This is a genomic window from Burkholderia ubonensis subsp. mesacidophila, assembly GCF_002097715.1.
Classification (GTDB): Bacteria; Pseudomonadota; Gammaproteobacteria; order Burkholderiales; family Burkholderiaceae; genus Burkholderia; species Burkholderia mesacidophila.
This window is the reverse complement of sequence record NZ_CP020737.1, coordinates 2,509,263-2,526,497: the sequence shown is the minus strand read 5'-3', so window position 1 is coordinate 2,526,497 and position 17,235 is coordinate 2,509,263. Positions and strand designations below refer to the sequence as shown.

Below are 17,235 nucleotides of genomic sequence, written 5' to 3'. Positions count from 1 at the left end.
TCCGTCGGCGGGCGCGCCGCGGCATGCCGGTCCGCTCCGGCATGCCGATCGCGGCACGCATTCCGCCTTGCCCAGCGAGCCTCGCCTCACCGTCATGTCCCATCGCGGCCTGCGCCGCTTCAATCTCGTGACCACGCGCGTGTTCAGCGCGATCCGGTGCGACGGCAGCGCGTCGTTGTTGCCCTAGCGCCGTTTGCCTCATTCGATTCGAGCCGCACCGTGTTCCGCAGCGTCATGCCTGCGGCGATCCGCGGACGGCGCCACGCACGCGAACACACGGATGCCATTTGTCGGCGCGACAATCGTCGCGCGTGTGCGATCCGACGTCATCGGAGGCGGCATCATGCGACCGCGTCCCGTCGTAGCCGTGACCGCCGATCGCATGATGCGCGGCGCGCATCCGGCGCATGCGGCGGGGGAGAAGTACCTGGCCGCGCTCGTCGACGGCGCGGGCGTGCTCGCGTTCGTGCTGCCCGCGCTCGGCATGCGCCAGCCGGTCGACGCGCTCGTCGCTGTGCTCGACGGGCTGCTGTTCACCGGCAGCGTGTCGAACGTCGAGCCGCATCGCTACGGCGGGCACGCGAGCGCGCCCGGCACGCTGCACGATCCGGCGCGCGACGCGACCGCGCTGCCGCTGATGCGCGCGGCGATCGACGCCGGCGTGCCGGTGCTCGCGATCTGCCGCGGGATGCAGGAAATGAACGTCGCGTACGGCGGCACGCTGCATCAGCGGCTGCATGCGACCGCGGGGTTCGCCGACCATCGCGAGACGCCGTTCGATCCGCTCGACGCGCAATACGGTCCCGCGCACGTCGTGCGCTTCGCGCCGGGCGGCCTGCTGCAGCGGATCGCGCGCGGCGCGTGCGAAGCGACGGTCAATTCGCTGCATGACCAGGGCGTCGCGCGCATCGGCGCGGGGCTCGTCGTCGAGGCGAGCGCGCCCGACGGCCTGATCGAGGCGGTGAGCGTGCGCGGCGCGCGCGCGTTCGCGCTCGGCGTGCAGTGGCATCCCGAATGGCGGTTCGCGGAGCAGCCGCTGTCACGCGACATCTTCGCGGCATTCGGCGCGGCGTGCCGCGCGCGCATGACGCACCGTATCCGTGCGGCCGTCGACGGCGAAACCGCGCCGCCGGCCGCACATGACGTGGACTGAAAGAGGCCGATCATGCAACCCGCACTGGACGAATTCCTCAGGCAGCATCGCATCACCGAGGTCGAGGCGATCATTCCCGACATGGCCGGCATCGCGCGCGGCAAGATCATCCCGCGCAACAAGTTCGAGTCCGGCGAATCGATGCGGCTGCCGCAGGCGGTGATGGTGCAGACCGTCACCGGCGACTATCCGGAGGACGGCACGCTGACCGGCGTCACCGATCCCGACATGGTGTGCGTGCCGGACCCGTCGACGATCTGCCTGATCCCGTGGGCGGTCGACCCGACCGCGCAGGTGATCCACGACTGCGTGCACTTCGATGGCTCGCCCGTCGAGATCTCGCCGCGCTACGTGCTGCGCCGCGTGCTCGAGCTGTATCGCGAGAAGGGCTGGAAGCCGGTCGTCGCGCCCGAGCTCGAGTTCTACCTGGTCGACATGAACGCCGATCCCGACCTGCCGCTGCGTCCGCCGGTCGGCCGCACCGGGCGCGCGGAGACGGGCCGGCAGTCGTATTCGATCGAGGCCGTCAACGAGTTCGATCCGCTGTTCGAGGACATCTACGAATACTGCGAGATGCAGGGGCTCGACATCGAGACGCTGATCCACGAGGTCGGCGCCGCGCAGATGGAGATCAACTTCATGCACGGCGACGCGCTGGCGCTTGCCGACCAGGTGTTCCTGTTCAAGCGCACGGTGCGCGAAGCGGCGCTGCGGCACAACATGTACGCGACGTTCATGGCGAAGCCGATGGAAGGCGAGCCCGGCTCCGCGATGCACATTCACCAGAGCCTCGCGGATCCGCAGACCGGCCGCAACCTGTTCACCGATGCGACAGGCGACGTGACGCCGCTGTTTCGCGGCTATCTCGCCGGGTTGCAGACGTACACGCCGGCGCTGATGCCGATCTTCGCGCCGTACATCAACTCGTACCGCCGGCTGTCGCGTTTCATGGCCGCGCCGATCAACGTGCAGTGGGGCTACGACAACCGCACGGTCGGTTTCAGGATCCCGCAGTCGAGCCCGCTCGCGCGCCGCGTCGAGAACCGCATTCCGGGCGTCGACTGCAATCCGTACCTGGCCTTCGCGGCGACGCTCGCCGCCGGCTATCTCGGCATCACGCAGCGGCTCGAGCCGTCTGAGCCGCTCGCGTCCGACGGCTACGACCTGCCGTACCAGTTGCCGCGCAATCTCGAGGAAGGCATCTCGCTGATGGCCGCGTGCACGCCGCTCGCGGAGATTCTCGGCGACAAGTTCGTGAAGGCGTATCTCGCGCTGAAGGAAACCGAATACGAGGCGTTCTTCCGCGTGATCAGCTCGTGGGAGCGCCGGCATCTGCTGCTGCACGTGTGAGCGCGCACCACCGCACTCCGGAGGAAGCATGACCTATCGCAACGAATCGGCCTGGATCGGGCCTGCTGCCGAGTCCGCCTCGCGCACCACCGCCGAATACCGCGCGCTCGACGCTGCGCATCATATTCATCCGTTCTCCGACATGGGCGCGCTCAACCGCGCGGGCAGCCGCGTGATCGTGAAGGCGGACGGCGTTTACCTGTGGGACTCGGACGGCAACAGGATCATCGACGGGATGGCCGGCCTGTGGTGCGTGAACGTCGGCTACGGCCGCAAGGAACTCGCCGACGCCGCGTACCGGCAATTGCAGGAACTGCCGTTCTACAACACGTTCTTCAAGACCACGCATCCGCCGGTGATCGAACTGTCGAAGCTGCTCGCCGAAGTCACGCCGCCGGGATTCAACCACTTCTTCTACTGCAACAGCGGCTCGGAAGGCAACGACACCGTGCTGCGCGTCGTGCACCAGTACTGGCGCGTGCAGGGCCAGCCGCAGAAGAAATACGTGATCTCGCGCAAGAACGGCTATCACGGTTCGACCATCGCGGGCGCGACGCTGGGCGGGATGGACTACATGCACGAGCAGATGCCGTCGAAGGTCGAGCACATCGTGCACATCGACCAGCCGTACTTCTTCGGTGAAGCGCAAGCCGGCGAAACGCCCGAGGCGTTCGGCCTCGCGCGCGCGCGGCAGCTCGAAGCGAAGATCCTCGAACTCGGCGCGGAGAACGTCGCCGCGTTCATCGGCGAGCCGTTCCAGGGCGCGGGCGGCGTGATCTTCCCGCCGTCGACGTACTGGCCGGAAATCCAGCGGATTTGCCGCAAGTACGACGTCCTGCTCGTCGCCGACGAGGTGATCGGCGGCTTCGGGCGCACCGGCGAATGGTTCGCGCACCAGCACTTCGGCTTCGAGCCGGACCTGATGACGCTCGCGAAAGGGCTGACGAGCGGCTACGTGCCGATGGGCGCGGTGGCGTTGCACGACCGGGTCGCGCAGGCGCTGATCGAGCACGGCGAATTCAATCACGGGATGACGTATTCGGGCCATCCGGTTGCGGCGGCGGTCGCGGTCGCGAACCTGAAGGTGCTGCGCGACGAAGGGATCGTCGCGCGCGTGAAGCGCGACATCGGGCCGTATTTCCAGCGCAGGTTGCGCGACGCGCTGGGCGGGCATCCGATCGTCGGCGAGATTGCCGGCGCGGGGCTCGTCGCCGGCGTTCAGCTCGCGCGCGAGCCGGCGCGGCGCGTGCGCTTCGACCATGGCGGGGAGGTCGGCATGATATGCCGCGACTTCTGCTTCAACGGCAACCTGATCATGCGCGCGACCGGCGACCGGATGCTGCTGTCGCCGCCGCTCGTGGTAGGCGAGGCCGAGGTCGACGAGATCGTCGAGAAAGCGAAGCGGGCGTTCGATGCGACGGCGCAGCGGGTGGGGGGCTGACGCGGCCGGGATGTGATGTCTGGCGGCGGCCATGTCCGACCCACGCCGCCAGCCACCTGAGACCTGGCTAGGCCGTTATGCGAGGGGCAGCGTTCGGCGCATCGGCTCGTCGCGACAACCAGCGTCCGACCGATCGCGTCATCGGGCGTTCCAGCAGTCGATGGCAAGCGAATGCCACGAGAATCGAGCTGATCACGACCGCCACGCAGACGAGGTCGCCGGGCAGCCTGTGTTGCCGGTCGACCATCTGAATGACCTTCAGCGTGACCGGCACCGACAATACATGCGTCAGATAGAGTGAATAGGACGCGTCGCCCAGCTTGCTGAATAACGTGTTCCAGCGGATTCGCGCTTCGAAGGCGAGCGCCACGACCACGATGGCGAACGCCGGCAGGCCGGACACAATGAAACGGTTGCCGTCGGTCAACGTCGGCGCATACATCATCCTGAACGCGATGACGCCCAGCAGCGCAATCAGCGCGGTGGCCAGCGGTACGCGTTTTCCTCTCGCATAGCAGGTGCCTATGCAGCAGCCCATGACGAACTCGAGCACGATGGGGTTTGTATAGACGAGAAACGGCACGCTTGAGCCGTGCGCGAGCCGCAGGAGCGATGTGAAGCCGAGAAATGCCGCAACCGCGATCAGCGGGCGGCGGGTGACGCATATCGCGACTGCGAATACCACGTAGAACCACGCTTCGTAGTTGAGCGTCCAACCCACGTTGATGACCGGCGCGATGATGCCGGCCCAGTTGATCGACGGCAGGAACAGGAATGACGTGATCACATGCCAGAGGTCGAGTCGGGCGTGCCCGAAGGCAGTTGGCACGACGGCGAGAAGGGCGACGAACAGCGCGGTGAGCGTCCAGTACAGAGGCACGATGCGCGCGATTCGAGCCGCCAGGAATTTCCGTGCCGACTGCAACCCTCGGGGTTCTCCATAGCTGACGAGCGCAATGACGAAACCCGAGATGACGAAGAAAACGTCAACGCCGAGCTCGCCATATCTCGAGATGTGCGGGACGATGCGAGAGACCCATCCATACGTGCCAACGTTTCCTTCGGTGTGAAACGCTACCACCCCGAGTGCCGCGAGCGCGCGCAGCACTTGTATCGATTCGTACCGTCGTGTTGTTGCCATTTCTTGCCTGCGAGAAAGCGTCGGAAGCGTGCGATATCACCTGCAGCCCGTTATCGGGTGGGCAGATGAAGGCTGCGAGGTCGGAAATCGCGCCATGCCCATGAAGTCATGATTCGGGCAACTCGGGGCGAGGGCGGGAAGGATAATGGGCAGCGGGTGTCGACGGGCCGTCGCATATTTCGAGATCAATCTACCCAAGGACACCGGAATCGGAAGGCGCGCAGCAAAAGAAAACGGCTTAGGTCTTTTGACGCTAAGCCGTTGAACTTTCACTGCAGAATTCTTTGGTGGGCGGTACTGGGATCGAACCAGTGACCCCTGCCGTGTGAAGGCAGTGCTCTACCGCTGAGCTAACCGCCCAAAGAAGATGAAATTATGTCAGAGCTTTTCGGGTTCGTAAAGTGCTTTCTGCAAATTTTTTTGCGGACCTGCGCATAACCGGCTCAGTCGCCCGTCGGCGGCTCGACCAGATCGAGGATCGACCCGTCGCGCTTGAGCGTCGCGAGCACGATGCTCGAATTGATCAACATCACGCCGGCCGCGATGCTGCAGCCCGGCGCTCACCCCGCGAGCGCCGGCAGCGCATCGATCGACGCGCGCAGATAGTCGGCAAAGCGCAGCGCGACCGGTTCGGCGCTGCCGCCGCGCTTCAGCTCGAGCGTGCGCGATTCGAGCGGCGCATCCTTCAGCGGCCGGAACGCGAGCCGGTCGCTCTTCACCTGCTGCAGCACGCGCGGCACGAGCGCGACACCCATCCCGAACTCGATCATCGACAGGATGGTTTGCCACAGCCGCGCCTCGTGACGGATCACCGGGCTGAAGCCCGCGTTCACGCATTGCGCGATGATCAGGTCGTGATAGTGGGGAGCCGCGTCGCGCGGAAACAGGATGAACGGCTCGTGCGCGAGCGCGGCGAGCGCGACCTGCCGGCGCCGCGCGAGCGGGTGCGTGGTCGGCAGGCAGCAGACGAACGGCTCCGCATAGATCGGTGTCGAATCGACCTCGGGCGGGAAGTGGCCCCAGTGCGCGTAGCCGAGGTCGATCTGGCCGCGCTGGATGGCCTGCACCTGCGCCTGCGTGTTCATTTCCGAGAGCACGATCTCGACGCCCGGGTAGTCGGCCTCGAAGCGCCGCACCGCATCGAGCAGCCCGCGATACAGCATCGAATGGACGAAGCCGACCCGCAGCCGCCCCGCGTACCCGGACGCCGAGCGGACCGTCAGGCGCTCGGCCTCGGCCGCCTGCAGCAGCAGCCGGCGCGCCTCGCCGAGCAGCACCTCGCCCGCGTTGGTCAGCGCGACCGACTTGCTGGTGCGCGCAAACAGCTGCACGCCGAGCGCATCCTCGAACTTGCGGATGTCGAAGCTCAGCGCCGGCTGCGAGATGAACAGCCGCTTGGCGGCGCGCCCGAAATGCAGCTCTTCGGCCACCGCGACGAAATATCGAAGCTGCTTCAGTTCCATCGCGTCTTCCCCCCGGCTTCGGCATCGATAAGCGCTGTCTATCGTACCGAATAAATCCTGTATTGGACGCTTATCGATCCCGCGCCTACGCTGATCGGACCGCTTTGCATGGGGCAGGAGACACCGACATGAACGACACCGATCGCGCGCCGACCCCCGGCGCGTCCAATATCCCCGACACCCGGGGCATCAATTTCTTCACCGCGGATCCGGACCTGGGCGTGCTGCTGAGGCTCCATCTCGGCGATGCGCGTTATGCGGAACTCGAACCGCAGCTGCACGCGCTCGGCGCGCGCGTCAGCGGCGAGCTCGACGAATGGGCCGCGTGCGCGGACAAGCATCCGCCGGTGCTCGAGCATCGCAACCGGCGCGGCGAGCCCGTGCAGCGCATCGACAAGCATCCCGCCTACGTCGCGCTCGAACGCGTCGCGTATGCGGAGCTCGGGCTCGCGTCGCTGAGCCACCCGCGCGCACCCGCGTTGCCGCTCGTCAAGTACGCGCTGACCTTCCTGTTCGTGCAGGCGGAATTCGGGTTGTGCTGCCCGGTCAGCATGACCGACTCGCTGACCCGCACGCTGCGCCGCTTCGGCGAGCCGGAACTCGTCGCGCGTTATCTGCCGATGCTCGCGTCGCGCGATTTCGACACGCTGTACCAGGGCGCGATGTTCATGACCGAACAGGCGGCGGGCTCCGACGTCGGCCGGATCGCGACGCGCGCGGCGCGCGAGACGGACGCGCACGGCAACACCGTATGGCGCCTGTACGGCGACAAGTGGTTCTGCTCGAACGCCGACGCCGATCTCGCGATGGTGCTCGCGCGGCCCGACGGCGCGCCGGACGGCATCAAGGGCCTCGCGCTGTTCCTGCTGCCGAAGACGCTGCCGGACGGCACGCGCAACCGCTACCGGATCGTGCGGCTGAAGGACAAGCTCGGCAGCCGGTCGATGGCGAGCGGCGAGATCGCGCTCGAAGGCGCGCACGCATACCTGATCGGCGAGATCGGCCGCGGCTTTCACCAGATGGCGGACATGATCAACATGTCGCGGCTGTCGAACGGCGTGCGCGCGGCGGGCCTGATGCGGCGCGCGATGAACGAGGCGCTGCACGTCGCCGCGCATCGCGAGGCGTTCGGCCGCAAGCTGATCGAGATGCCGTTGATGCAGCGGCAGCTGATGAAGATGCTGCTGCCGACCGAGGCCGCGCGCACGATGTTCATGCGGATCGCGCTGCTGCTGCAGCAGGCCGATGCCGGCGATGCCGAAGCCGCGCGCTGCGTGCGCATCCTGACGCCGCTGATCAAGTTCCGCGCGTGCCGCGACGCGCGCCGCGTGACGGGCGACGCAATGGAAGTGCGCGGCGGCACCGGCTACATCGAGGAATGGAGCGACGCGCGGCTCGTGCGCGATGCGCACCTCGGCTCGATCTGGGAGGGCACGAGCAACATCGTCGCGCTCGACGTCGCGCGCGCCGCGCAGCGCGAGCGGGCGCTCGACGCGCTGCATGCGTTCCTCGCCGACCGGCTCGGCCAGGCGCCGTTGCCGGACGCGAGCCGCACCGCGCTCAGGCGCGTGCTCGCGCGCGCAACCGATGCGCTCGCGCAGGTCGCGGCAAGCGGCGACGACGCAGGCGTGCGCCAGGCCGCGTCCGCGCTGTACTACGCGAGCGCGGCGATCCTGATGGCATGCGAGGGCGCGTGCACGGCGCCGGACTACCGCCGTCTCGCGCTCGCGCACCTGATCGTGCGCGAGAAGCTGTTGCCCGTCGATCCGCTCGCGGCGCCGTCGTGCGGCGAGCGCCGAGACGAGGCGGCGACGGCCGACGCGCTGCTGCGCGGCGCGCCGGTCTCGCTCGACGCGGCGCTCGACCTGCTGCCGGAGGTCGAGCGATGAACGGGGCGCAAGGCGCACTGGCCGGCCTGAAGGTCGTCGACCTGAGCCGCGTGCTCGGCGGCCCGTACTGCACGCAGGCGCTTGCCGACCACGGCGCGCAGGTGATCAAGATCGAACCGCCGGAGGGCGACGAGACGCGCGGCTGGGGGCCACCGTTTCTCGACGACACCGCGTGGTACTTCATCGGCGTCAACCGCAACAAGGAAGGGCTCGCGCTCGACCTGTCGCGTGACGAGGGCCGCGCGATCCTGTGGCGCCTGCTCGAGGACGCCGACGTGCTGGTCGAGAACTTCAAGCCGGGCACGCTAGCGCGCTGGGGGATGGACTACGCGCGCGACCTGCGGCCGCGCTTTGCGCGGCTGATCCACTGCGCGGTGACGGGCTTCGGCGCCGACGGCCCGCTCGGCGGGCTGCCCGGCTACGACGCGGTGATCCAGGCGATGGCCGGGCTGATGAGCGTCAACGGCGAGCGCGACGGCGACGCGATGCGCATCGGCCTGCCGATCGTCGACATGGTGACGGGGCTCAACGCGCTCGCCGGCATCCTGCTCGCGCTGGCCGAGCGCGAGCGGAGCGGGCAGGGGCAGTCGATCGACATCGCGCTCTACGACTGCGGCGTGTCGCTGCTGCATCCGCATCTGCCGAACTTCTTCGGTGCCGGGCGCGTGCCCGAACGCAGCGGCAACGCGCATCCGAACATCGCGCCGTACGACAGCTACCGCACCGCGACCGTGCCGATCTTCCTGGCGGTCGGCAACGACCGGCAGTTCGCGCGGCTCGCCGCGCATCTCGGCGTGCCGGAACTGGCGGACGATCCGCGCTTCGTCGACAACCGCAGCCGCTGCGCGCACCGGCCCGAGCTGAAGGCCGCGCTGGAGACGTTGCTGGCCGGGCATGCGTGCGCGCCGCTCGCGCGCGACCTGATGGCGGCCGGTGTGCCGTGCGGCCCGGTGCAGACGGTCGCCGACGTCGTGCGCGATCCGCATGCGCTGCACCGGAACCTGCTCGTCGAAATCGGCCGGTATCGCGGCACCGCGTCGCCGATCCGGCTGTCGCGCACGCCGGCGACCTACCGCTCGCCGCCGCCGGCATTGGGCCGCGACACGCGCGCGGTGCTCGACCGGCTCGGCGTCGATCCGGCGCTGCAGCAGCAATTGCTTGACGCCGGCGTGCTGAAGGCGCCCGGCTGACGCGAGGCCGCCGGCCGGCGGCACCGCCCGGCCAAATCGGCCAAACCGGCCAACCGGACAAGGCGCGCGGCAGTCGCGCCACCGACTACCGACATGGAGACATCGATGACCCGTCCGCAATCCCCTCCCGCCGCGAACCCGCGGCCGGGCCGCGCCGCGCTTGCCGCGTTCGTCGGCACGACGATCGAGTGGTACGACTTCTATATCTACGGCACGGCCGCCGCGCTCGTGTTCGGCAAGGTGTTCTTCTCGAGCGGGATGAACCCGGGCGTCGCGACGCTGCTCGCGTTCGTCACGTTCTGGGCCGGCTTCGCGGCGCGCCCGCTCGGCGGGATCGTGTTCGGCCATCTCGGCGACCGCGTCGGCCGCAAGACCGCGCTCGTGATCACGCTGGTGATGATGGGGCTCGCGACCACCGGGATCGGCCTGTTGCCGACCTACGCGCAGATCGGCGTGTGGGCGCCGGCCGGGCTCGTCGTGCTGCGCGTGCTGCAGGGCATCGCGGTCGGCGGCGAGTGGGGCGGCGCGGTGCTGATCGCGAGCGAAAACGCGCCGAAGCACCGGAGCATCCTGTACGCGGCGTTCGCGCAGCAGGGCTCGCCCACCGGCAACCTGCTCGCGACCGGCGCGTTCTTCGCGCTGAGCGCGCTGCCGACGCCCGCGTTCCTGATGTGGGGTTGGCGCATCCCGTTCCTGCTGTCTGCGGTGCTCGTGGCCGTCGGCATGGTGATCCGCCTGAAGCTCGAGGAGTCGGCCGAGATGCGGCGCGTGCTGCGGCGCAAGCGCACGGTGAAGCTGCCGCTGCGCGACGTGGTGCGCGATCACTGGCCGGTCGTGCTGCTCGCGGCCGGCACGCTGCCGGTCATCAACGTCACGTATTTCCGCAGCACGTTCGCGCTGTCGTGGGCGACCCGGGAGCTCGGCTACGCGCAGGGGACGTTTCTCGGGATCCTGTCGATGTCGCTCGTCGTGCAGTTCCTGATGCAGCCCGTCGGCGCATGGCTCGTGTCGAAGATCGACATGCGGCGCGCGATGTGCTGGATCCTGATTCCGGAGATCGTGCTGATGCCTGTGATGTTCCATGCGCTCGCGACCCGCTCGTACTGGATCGCCGTCGCCGGCATGTGCGTGTCGACGATTCCGTCGGCGATGTTCTACGGCGCGGTCGGCGGCGTGCTCGCGCGCGTGTTTCCGGCGAACGTCCGCTACACGGGGCTGTCGCTCGCGTACCAGCTGAGCGCGCTCGTCGTCGGCGGCGGCACGCCGGTGCTCGCGCAGGCGATCCTCAACGCGACGGGCAGCATCGTCGGCGTCGCGATCGCGTCGGGGCTCTATGCGTGCGTGTCGCTCGTCTGCATGCTGGCGCTGCTGAACCGCACCGGCCATCGCGCGGACGAGCTGTCGAGCGCCGAGCGCAGCGATGCGGCGGAGTGGGGCGCCGAAGACGTGGCGAGCGGGCCGGAGCAGGCGGGCGAGGGCGGCGCGCTGAAGCCGGCGGGGTGAGCGGCGCGGCGCGCGCTGTCGCGCCCAAAAGCCGCCCCAAAAACGAAAACGGCACCGCACGGTGCCGTTTTCGTTTTCGCTGCAAGACCGGCCGAGGCCGGCCGCGCGAATCGCGTCAGCCTTCGGTCGGCGGCACGTAGCCGGACGCCTGGTCGGCGCCGTCGCCGAAGAAATACTTCTCCGTCTGCTTCATCAGATACTGGCGCGCGCGCGGGTCGGCCATGTTCAGGCGGTTCTCGTTGATCAGCATCGTCTGCTGCTTCAGCCAGCCTTGCCACGCCTCTTTCGAGACGCTTTCGTAGATGCGCTTGCCGAGTTCGCCCGGCAGCGGCGGGAAATCGAGACCTTCGGCTTCCTTGCCGAGCTTCGCGCATTGAACCATTCGAGCCATCGTGTACTTCTCCTGTAAGCGGTCGGGGGGAGGGCGGCGGCGCTCAGAGCTGTTTCATCAGCACGAGCGACTTGCGCTGCCAGTTATAGAGTTTGCGGCGGTCTTCCGGCAGGTCGTCGACGCTTACCTTCACGAAGCCGCGCTTGAGGAACCAGTGTTCGGTGCGCGTCGTGAGCACGAAGATGTGCGTGAGGCCGCGCGCCCGCGCGCGCTGCTCGATGCGCTTGAGCAGCCGCTCGCCGTCGCCGGATCCTTGCGCCTCGGGCGCGACGGTCAGGCACGCCATCTCGCCGATCTTCTCCTGCTGGTACGGGTACAGCGCCGCGCAGCCGAACAGCACGCCATCGTGCTCGATCACCGAGAAGTGGTCGATGTCGCGTTCGATCTGATGGCGGCCGCGCCGCACCAGCGTGCCGTCCGACTCGAGCGGCTCGATCAGCGACAGGATGCCGCCGACGTCGTCCGGCGTCGCTTCGCGCAGGCTCTCGAGGTTCTCGTACGAGATCATCGTGCCGACGCCGTCGTGCAGGAACAGTTCGAGCAGCATGCTGCCGTCGAGCGACTGCGGGATCAGGTGCGCACGGGTCACGCCGCCGCGGCACGCGCGGATCGAGTGCTTCAGGAAGAACGCGTCGTCGCCCTGGATGTTGCCCGAGTCGAGCAGATCGGCGGCCGCGTCGAGCGACATTTCGCGGACCAGCTCGCCTTCGTCGTCGACGATGCCGGGGCCTTCGGTCAGGAAGATGATCTTGTCGGCGCGCAGCGCGATCGCCGCCGCGGACGCGACGTCCTCCATCGACAGGTTGAACGCCTCGCCGGTCGGCGAGAAGCCGAGCGGCGACAGCAGCACGAGCTTGCGGCTCGCGAGCGAATGGCGGATCGATTCGGCGTCGATCTTGCGCACGACGCCCGTATGCGCGAAATCGACCCCGTCGAGAATCCCGACCGGCCGCGCCGTCACGAAGTTGCCGGACACGACGCTGATGTGCGCGTGCGCCATCGGCGAGTTCGGCAGGCCCTGGCTGATCGCGGCCTCGATGTCGAGGCGCACTTCGCCCGCCGCTTCCTTCGCGGATTCGAGCGCGCGCGCATCGGTGATGCGCAGCCCGTGCGAAAACTCGGATTCGACACCATGCAGGCTCAGTTGCTCCTCGACCTGCGGTCGCGAGCCGTGCACCAGCACGATCTGGATGCCCATCGCCTGCAGCAGCGCGATGTCGGACACCAGCGCGTTCAGGAGCCCCTGCTGCACCACCTCGCCGCCGAATCCCACGACGAACGTGCTGTTGCGGAACTTGTGGATATAGGGCGCGACGGAGCGCATCCAGTCGACGAACTGCGCGTGGCTGGCGACCGAATCGTCGGCGGCCGGCGGGTTCGCGGCGCCGGACTGGGCGGGGGGGAGGTCGGTTTGGGAATTCATGGGCGGGATTATAATGCGCCCCCATGTCGAATGTACCTAAAAGTCCCGCGCCGACGCGGGCCAAAGCGCCGTCGGCCCGGCACCCGGATGGTGCGGCCGATGCGCACCAGCAGCAGGGCCAGCCGCCGCGCCAGCAGCAGGAAAAGCAGGCGGGCCAGCCGTCGCGCGGGCCGCGCGGCGACGAACGGCGCGGCGATGCGCGCCAGCCGGCCGCGAAGGACGCGCCTCAAGCAACGGGTGAGCGCACGCCGCGCCGCGAGCGTCCGCCGCGCGCCGCCGTTGCGCCTAGGGCGGCCCCGCCGAATCCCGTCCCGCCGATCACGTACCCCGAAAGCCTGCCGGTGTCGGGCAAGCGCGACGAAATCGCGCGCGCGATCGCCGGTCATCAGGTTGTCATCGTCTGCGGCGAAACGGGCTCGGGCAAGACCACGCAGTTGCCGAAGATCTGTCTCGATCTCGGGCGCGGTCTCGGCGCCGGCGGCACCGGCCTGATCGGCCATACGCAGCCGCGCCGCCTGGCCGCGTCGTCGACCGGCCGCCGGATCGCCGAGGAGCTCGGCACGCCGTTCGGCGAGGTGGTCGGCTACAAGGTGCGCTTCACCGACAACCTCGCACCGGGCGCGTCCGTGAAGCTGATGACGGACGGCATCCTGCTCGCCGAGACGCAGACCGACCCGCTGCTGAAGGCGTACGACACGCTGATCATCGACGAGGCGCACGAACGCAGCCTGAACATCGACTTCCTGCTCGGCTACCTGAAGGAAATCCTGCCGAGGCGGCCGGACCTGAAGCTGATCGTGACGTCCGCGACGATCGACGCCGATCGCTTCGCGCGCCATTTCGGCACCGACGAGCGCCCGGCGCCCGTGATCGAGGTGAGCGGGCGGCTGTATCCGGTCGAGATGCGCTACCGTCCGGTGGCCGAGGATCGTCCGGCGGTGAAAAATGCCGAGGGCACGGCGAGCCGCGATCGCGTGAAGACCGCGCGCGAGGCCGAGCGCGACCTGATGGACGCGATCGTCGACGCGGTCGACGAGCTGTGCCGCGAAGGCCCCGGCGACGTGCTGGTGTTCCTGCCCGGCGAGCGCGAGATCCGCGAAGCGGCCGAGGCGCTGCGCAAGCACCATCCGCCGCACACCGAGATCCTGCCGCTGTTCGCGCGGCTCTCGGCGGCCGACCAGGACAAGGTGTTCAAGGCGTCGAACGCGCGCCGGATCGTGCTCGCGACCAACGTGGCCGAGACGTCGCTGACGGTGCCGGGCATCCGCTACGTCGTCGATACCGGTCTCGCGCGCGTGAAGCGCTATTCGTACCGGAACAAGGTCGAGCAACTGCAGGTCGAGTCGATCTCGCAGGCCGCCGCGAACCAGCGCGCGGGCCGTTGCGGCCGCGTGGCCGACGGCGTCTGCATCCGCTTGTACGAGGAAAGCGACTACCAGGCGCGCGCGCGCTTCACCGATCCGGAAATCCTGCGCTCGTCGCTCGCGTCGGTGATCCTGCGGATGAAGTCGCTGCACCTGACGGCGATCGAGTCGTTTCCGTTCCTCGAGCCGCCGCCCGGCCGCGCGATCGCGGACGGCTACCAGTTGCTCAACGAGCTCGGCGCGGTCGACGACGACAACGCGCTGACGCCGCTCGGCCGCGAACTCGCGCGGCTGCCGCTCGACCCGCGCGTCGGCCGGATGATTCTCGCCGCGCGTGACCAGCAGTCGCTGCGCGAGGTGCTGATCATCGCGAGCGCGCTGTCCGTGCAGGACCCGCGCGACCGGCCGATCGAAGCGCAGGAGCAGGCCGACCAGGCGCACCGCCGGTTCGCCGACGAACGGTCCGAATTCCTGCAGTGGCTGAAGATCTGGGCGTGGTTCGAAGAGGCGGTCGCGCACAAGAAGTCGAATCGCCAGCTCGTCGACGCATGCCGGCAGAACTTCCTGTCGCACCTGCGGCTGCGCGAGTGGCGCGACGTCCATTCGCAGCTGCTGACCGTCGTGCGCGAGCACGGCTGGCGGCTCAACGAGGTCGAGGCCACCTACGAACAGGTCCATCTGGCCCTGTTGACGGGCCTGCTCGGCAACCTCGGCCTGAAGGCCGACGACGATCCGCACTATCTCGGCGCGCGCGGGATCAAGTTCTACCTGTGGCCGGGCTCCGTGCTCGCGAAGAAGGCCGGCCGCTGGGTGATGGCGGCCGAGCTCGTCGAGACGAGCCGGCTGTACGCGCGCTGTCTCGCGAAGATCGAGCCGGAATGGATCGAGAAGGTCGGCGCGCATCTTCTGAAGAAAGCGTTGTCGGAGCCGCATTGGGAAAAGCGCCCGGCGCAGGTGAGCGCGTTCGAGCGCGCGACGCTGTACGGGCTGCCGATCTACCACCGGCGGCGCGTCGCGTTCGGCAAGCAGGACCCGGCGCGCGCGCGCGAGCTGTTCATCCGCGGCGCGCTCGTCGAAGGCGAGTTCGACACGAAGCTCGCGTTCTTCGCGCACAACCGCAAGCTGCTCGCCGACATCGAGCAGCTCGAGCACAAGTCGCGCCGGCAGGACGTGCTGGTCGACGACGAGCTGATCTACGCGTTCTACGACCAGGCGCTTCCCGAAGGCATCCACACCGGCGCCGCGTTCGAGCGCTGGTATCGCGACGAGGTGAAGCAGGGCGGCCAGCCGGAAGACAAGCTGCGCCTCCTGTACCTGTCGCGCGACGACCTGATGCGCCACGAGGCGGCGGGCGTGACGACCGAGCTGTTCCCGAAGCGCGCGACGATGGCGGGCGTCGAGATGGCGCTCACGTATCACTTCGAGCCGGGCGCGCCGCGCGACGGCGTGACGCTCGCGGTGCCGCTCTACGCGCTGAACCAGGTCGACGCGCGCCGCTGCGAGTGGCTCGTGCCGGGGATGCTGAAGGAGAAGGTGCAGCTGCTGCTGAAGTCGCTGCCGCAGAAGCTGCGCCGGCACTGCGTGCCGCTGCCCGAGTATGCGGCTGGCTTCGTCGAGCGCATGGGGCGCGAGCGCTTCGGTGCGGGCGGGCTCATCGAGGCGCTGATCGCCGACGTGCGCGCGCAGACGCAGGTCATGATGAAGACGAGCGACTTCAAGCTCGAGACGCTGCCCGCGCACCTGTTCATGAACGTCAAGGTGATCGACGAGCACGGCCGCCAGCTCGCGATGGGGCGCAATCTCGCGCAACTGCGCAGCGAGCTCGGCGCGCAGGCGCAGCAGCAGTTCCAGAAGATCGCAGCGGCGGCGACGATCACCGCCGGCGGCGACGCCGATGCGGCCCCGTCTGCGGCGCCGTCCGCGGGCGCGGGCGCAGCGCAGGGGAGCAAAAGCGTCGGCAAGAGCGGGAAGGGCGCGCCGCCGCAGACCGCCGCCCCGGCGGAAGCCGGCGCGACGGCGCTGTACGAGAACCTGACGACCTGGAACTTCGGCAAGCTGCCCGAGCTGCTGGAAATCCGCCGGCGCGGGCAGACGCTGTTCGGCTACCCGGCGCTCGTCGACCGCGGCACGCATTGCGACGTCGAGGTGTTCGATTCGCCGGAGGAGGCCGCGCGCATCCATCGCGCGGGGCTGCGGCGGCTGTTCGCGTTGCAGCTGAAGGAGCCGATCAAGTATCTGGAAAAGAACCTGCCGGGCCTGCGCGAGATGGCGATGCAATACATGTCGCTCGGCACGCAGGACGAGCTGCGCGACCAGTTGATCGACACCGCGCTCGACCGCGCGTGCCTGCAGGATCCGCTGCCCGACGACGACGCGAACTTCCACGCGCGCCGCGACGAGGGCAGGAGCCGGCTGAACCTGCTCGCGCAGGAGATCGCGCGGCTCGTCGGGCAGATCCTCGCCGAATACGCGGGCCTCGCGAAGAAGCTTGCGCAGGCGAAGCCGTTCGCGCAGGCGCACGCCGATCTGCAGCAGCAGTTGTCGGCGCTGGTCGGCAAGCGTTTCGTGATCGATACGCCTTACGTTCAGCTTGCGCACTTCCCGCGCTACCTGAAGGGAATCGCGCTGCGGATCGACAAGCTGAAGGCCGATCCGGCCCGCGACGCGAAGCAGTTCGGCGACCTGCAGCCGCTCGTCCAGCAGTACCAGCGCGCGGTGTCGCAGCGCGGCGGCGTCGCCGATGCGCGCCTCGCGGAGTTCCGCTGGCTGCTCGAGGAGCTGCGGATCTCGCTGTTCGCGCAGGAGCTGCGCACGCCGATGCCGGTGTCGGTCAAGCGGCTGCACAAGGTCTGGGAGTCGATGCAACGCTAGGGTGTGAACCCGCCCCAAGCGGAGCAAAAATTTTGAGACAAGCGACGGGAACGGAT

General features: G+C 68.6%; 11 protein-coding genes, 1 tRNA gene and 1 pseudogene. 7 read left to right on the top strand and 6 right to left on the bottom strand.

Translation table 11 applies throughout. The annotated features are described in order from the left end of the window. Positions 1–343: 343 nt before the first annotated feature. From B7P44_RS11800 to B7P44_RS11790, 3 genes are read left to right on the top strand one after another with little or no spacing between them, the layout of a single operon-like run. Positions 344–1,153 (top strand): gamma-glutamyl-gamma-aminobutyrate hydrolase family protein, encoded by an 810-nt coding sequence (locus tag B7P44_RS11800; RefSeq protein ID WP_084906617.1) that lies wholly within the window; start codon positions 344–346, stop codon positions 1,151–1,153. A gap of 12 nt (positions 1,154–1,165) precedes the next feature. Further along, positions 1,166–2,503, top strand: coding sequence for a glutamine synthetase family protein (locus B7P44_RS11795; protein ID WP_084904202.1), 1,338 nt, complete (start codon positions 1,166–1,168; stop codon positions 2,501–2,503). A 28-nt stretch (positions 2,504–2,531) separates the two neighbouring features. Then, positions 2,532–3,944, top strand: a complete 1,413-nt coding sequence (locus tag B7P44_RS11790) for an aspartate aminotransferase family protein (RefSeq protein WP_084904199.1) — start codon at positions 2,532–2,534, stop codon at positions 3,942–3,944. A gap of 67 nt (positions 3,945–4,011) precedes the next feature. Here the strand turns inward: B7P44_RS11790 and B7P44_RS11785 are convergent, their stop codons facing one another. The 4 genes and pseudogenes from B7P44_RS11785 to B7P44_RS11770 all read right to left on the bottom strand — a co-directional run bounded on the left by B7P44_RS11785 (position 4,012) and on the right by B7P44_RS11770 (position 6,548). Next, a complete protein-coding gene (locus tag B7P44_RS11785; protein ID WP_231716610.1) occupies positions 4,012–5,052 on the bottom strand; it encodes an acyltransferase family protein in 1,041 nt (346 codons plus the stop codon). A 318-nt stretch (positions 5,053–5,370) separates the two neighbouring features. Next, positions 5,371–5,445, bottom strand: a tRNA-Val gene (locus tag B7P44_RS11780). A gap of 83 nt (positions 5,446–5,528) precedes the next feature. Then, positions 5,529–5,627: pseudogene (locus B7P44_RS37815) on the bottom strand (Lrp/AsnC family transcriptional regulator); the annotation flags it as partial. Between the two features lie 18 nt (positions 5,628–5,645). Next, positions 5,646–6,548 (bottom strand): LysR family transcriptional regulator, encoded by a 903-nt coding sequence (locus B7P44_RS11770; protein ID WP_084904194.1) that lies wholly within the window; start codon positions 6,546–6,548, stop codon positions 5,646–5,648. A 128-nt stretch (positions 6,549–6,676) separates the two neighbouring features. Between B7P44_RS11770 and B7P44_RS11765 the strand changes: the two genes are divergently transcribed. From B7P44_RS11765 to B7P44_RS11755, 3 genes are all read left to right on the top strand, one after another. Next, positions 6,677–8,437, top strand: coding sequence for an acyl-CoA dehydrogenase family protein (locus B7P44_RS11765; RefSeq protein WP_084904191.1), 1,761 nt, complete (start codon positions 6,677–6,679; stop codon positions 8,435–8,437). Continuing rightward, positions 8,434–9,627 carry a CaiB/BaiF CoA transferase family protein gene (locus B7P44_RS11760; protein ID WP_084904188.1) on the top strand — a complete coding sequence of 398 codons (1,194 nt, stop codon included), beginning with the start codon at positions 8,434–8,436 and terminating at the stop codon, positions 9,625–9,627. Before B7P44_RS11765 ends, B7P44_RS11760 begins: the two co-directional genes overlap by 4 nt. A gap of 105 nt (positions 9,628–9,732) precedes the next feature. Beyond that, positions 9,733–11,130: an MFS transporter gene (locus B7P44_RS11755; RefSeq protein ID WP_084906615.1), complete on the top strand. Its 1,398-nt coding sequence runs from the start codon at positions 9,733–9,735 to the stop codon at positions 11,128–11,130. A gap of 115 nt (positions 11,131–11,245) precedes the next feature. On the opposite strand, the gene B7P44_RS11750 is transcribed toward B7P44_RS11755, so the two are convergent. Both B7P44_RS11750 and argA read right to left on the bottom strand, forming a co-directional pair. After that, on the bottom strand, positions 11,246–11,521 hold the full coding sequence (locus tag B7P44_RS11750) for an oxidative damage protection protein (protein WP_084904186.1): 276 nt from the start codon (positions 11,519–11,521) through the stop codon (positions 11,246–11,248). A gap of 43 nt (positions 11,522–11,564) precedes the next feature. Further along, a complete protein-coding gene (gene argA / locus B7P44_RS11745) occupies positions 11,565–12,944 on the bottom strand; it encodes an amino-acid N-acetyltransferase (RefSeq protein ID WP_084904183.1) in 1,380 nt (459 codons plus the stop codon). Positions 12,945–12,967: 23 nt separating this feature from the next. On the opposite strand from argA, the gene hrpA reads away from it, so the two are divergent. Next, positions 12,968–17,179, top strand: coding sequence for an ATP-dependent RNA helicase HrpA (gene hrpA, locus B7P44_RS11740; protein ID WP_084904180.1), 4,212 nt, complete (start codon positions 12,968–12,970; stop codon positions 17,177–17,179). Positions 17,180–17,235: the final 56 nt, after the last annotated feature.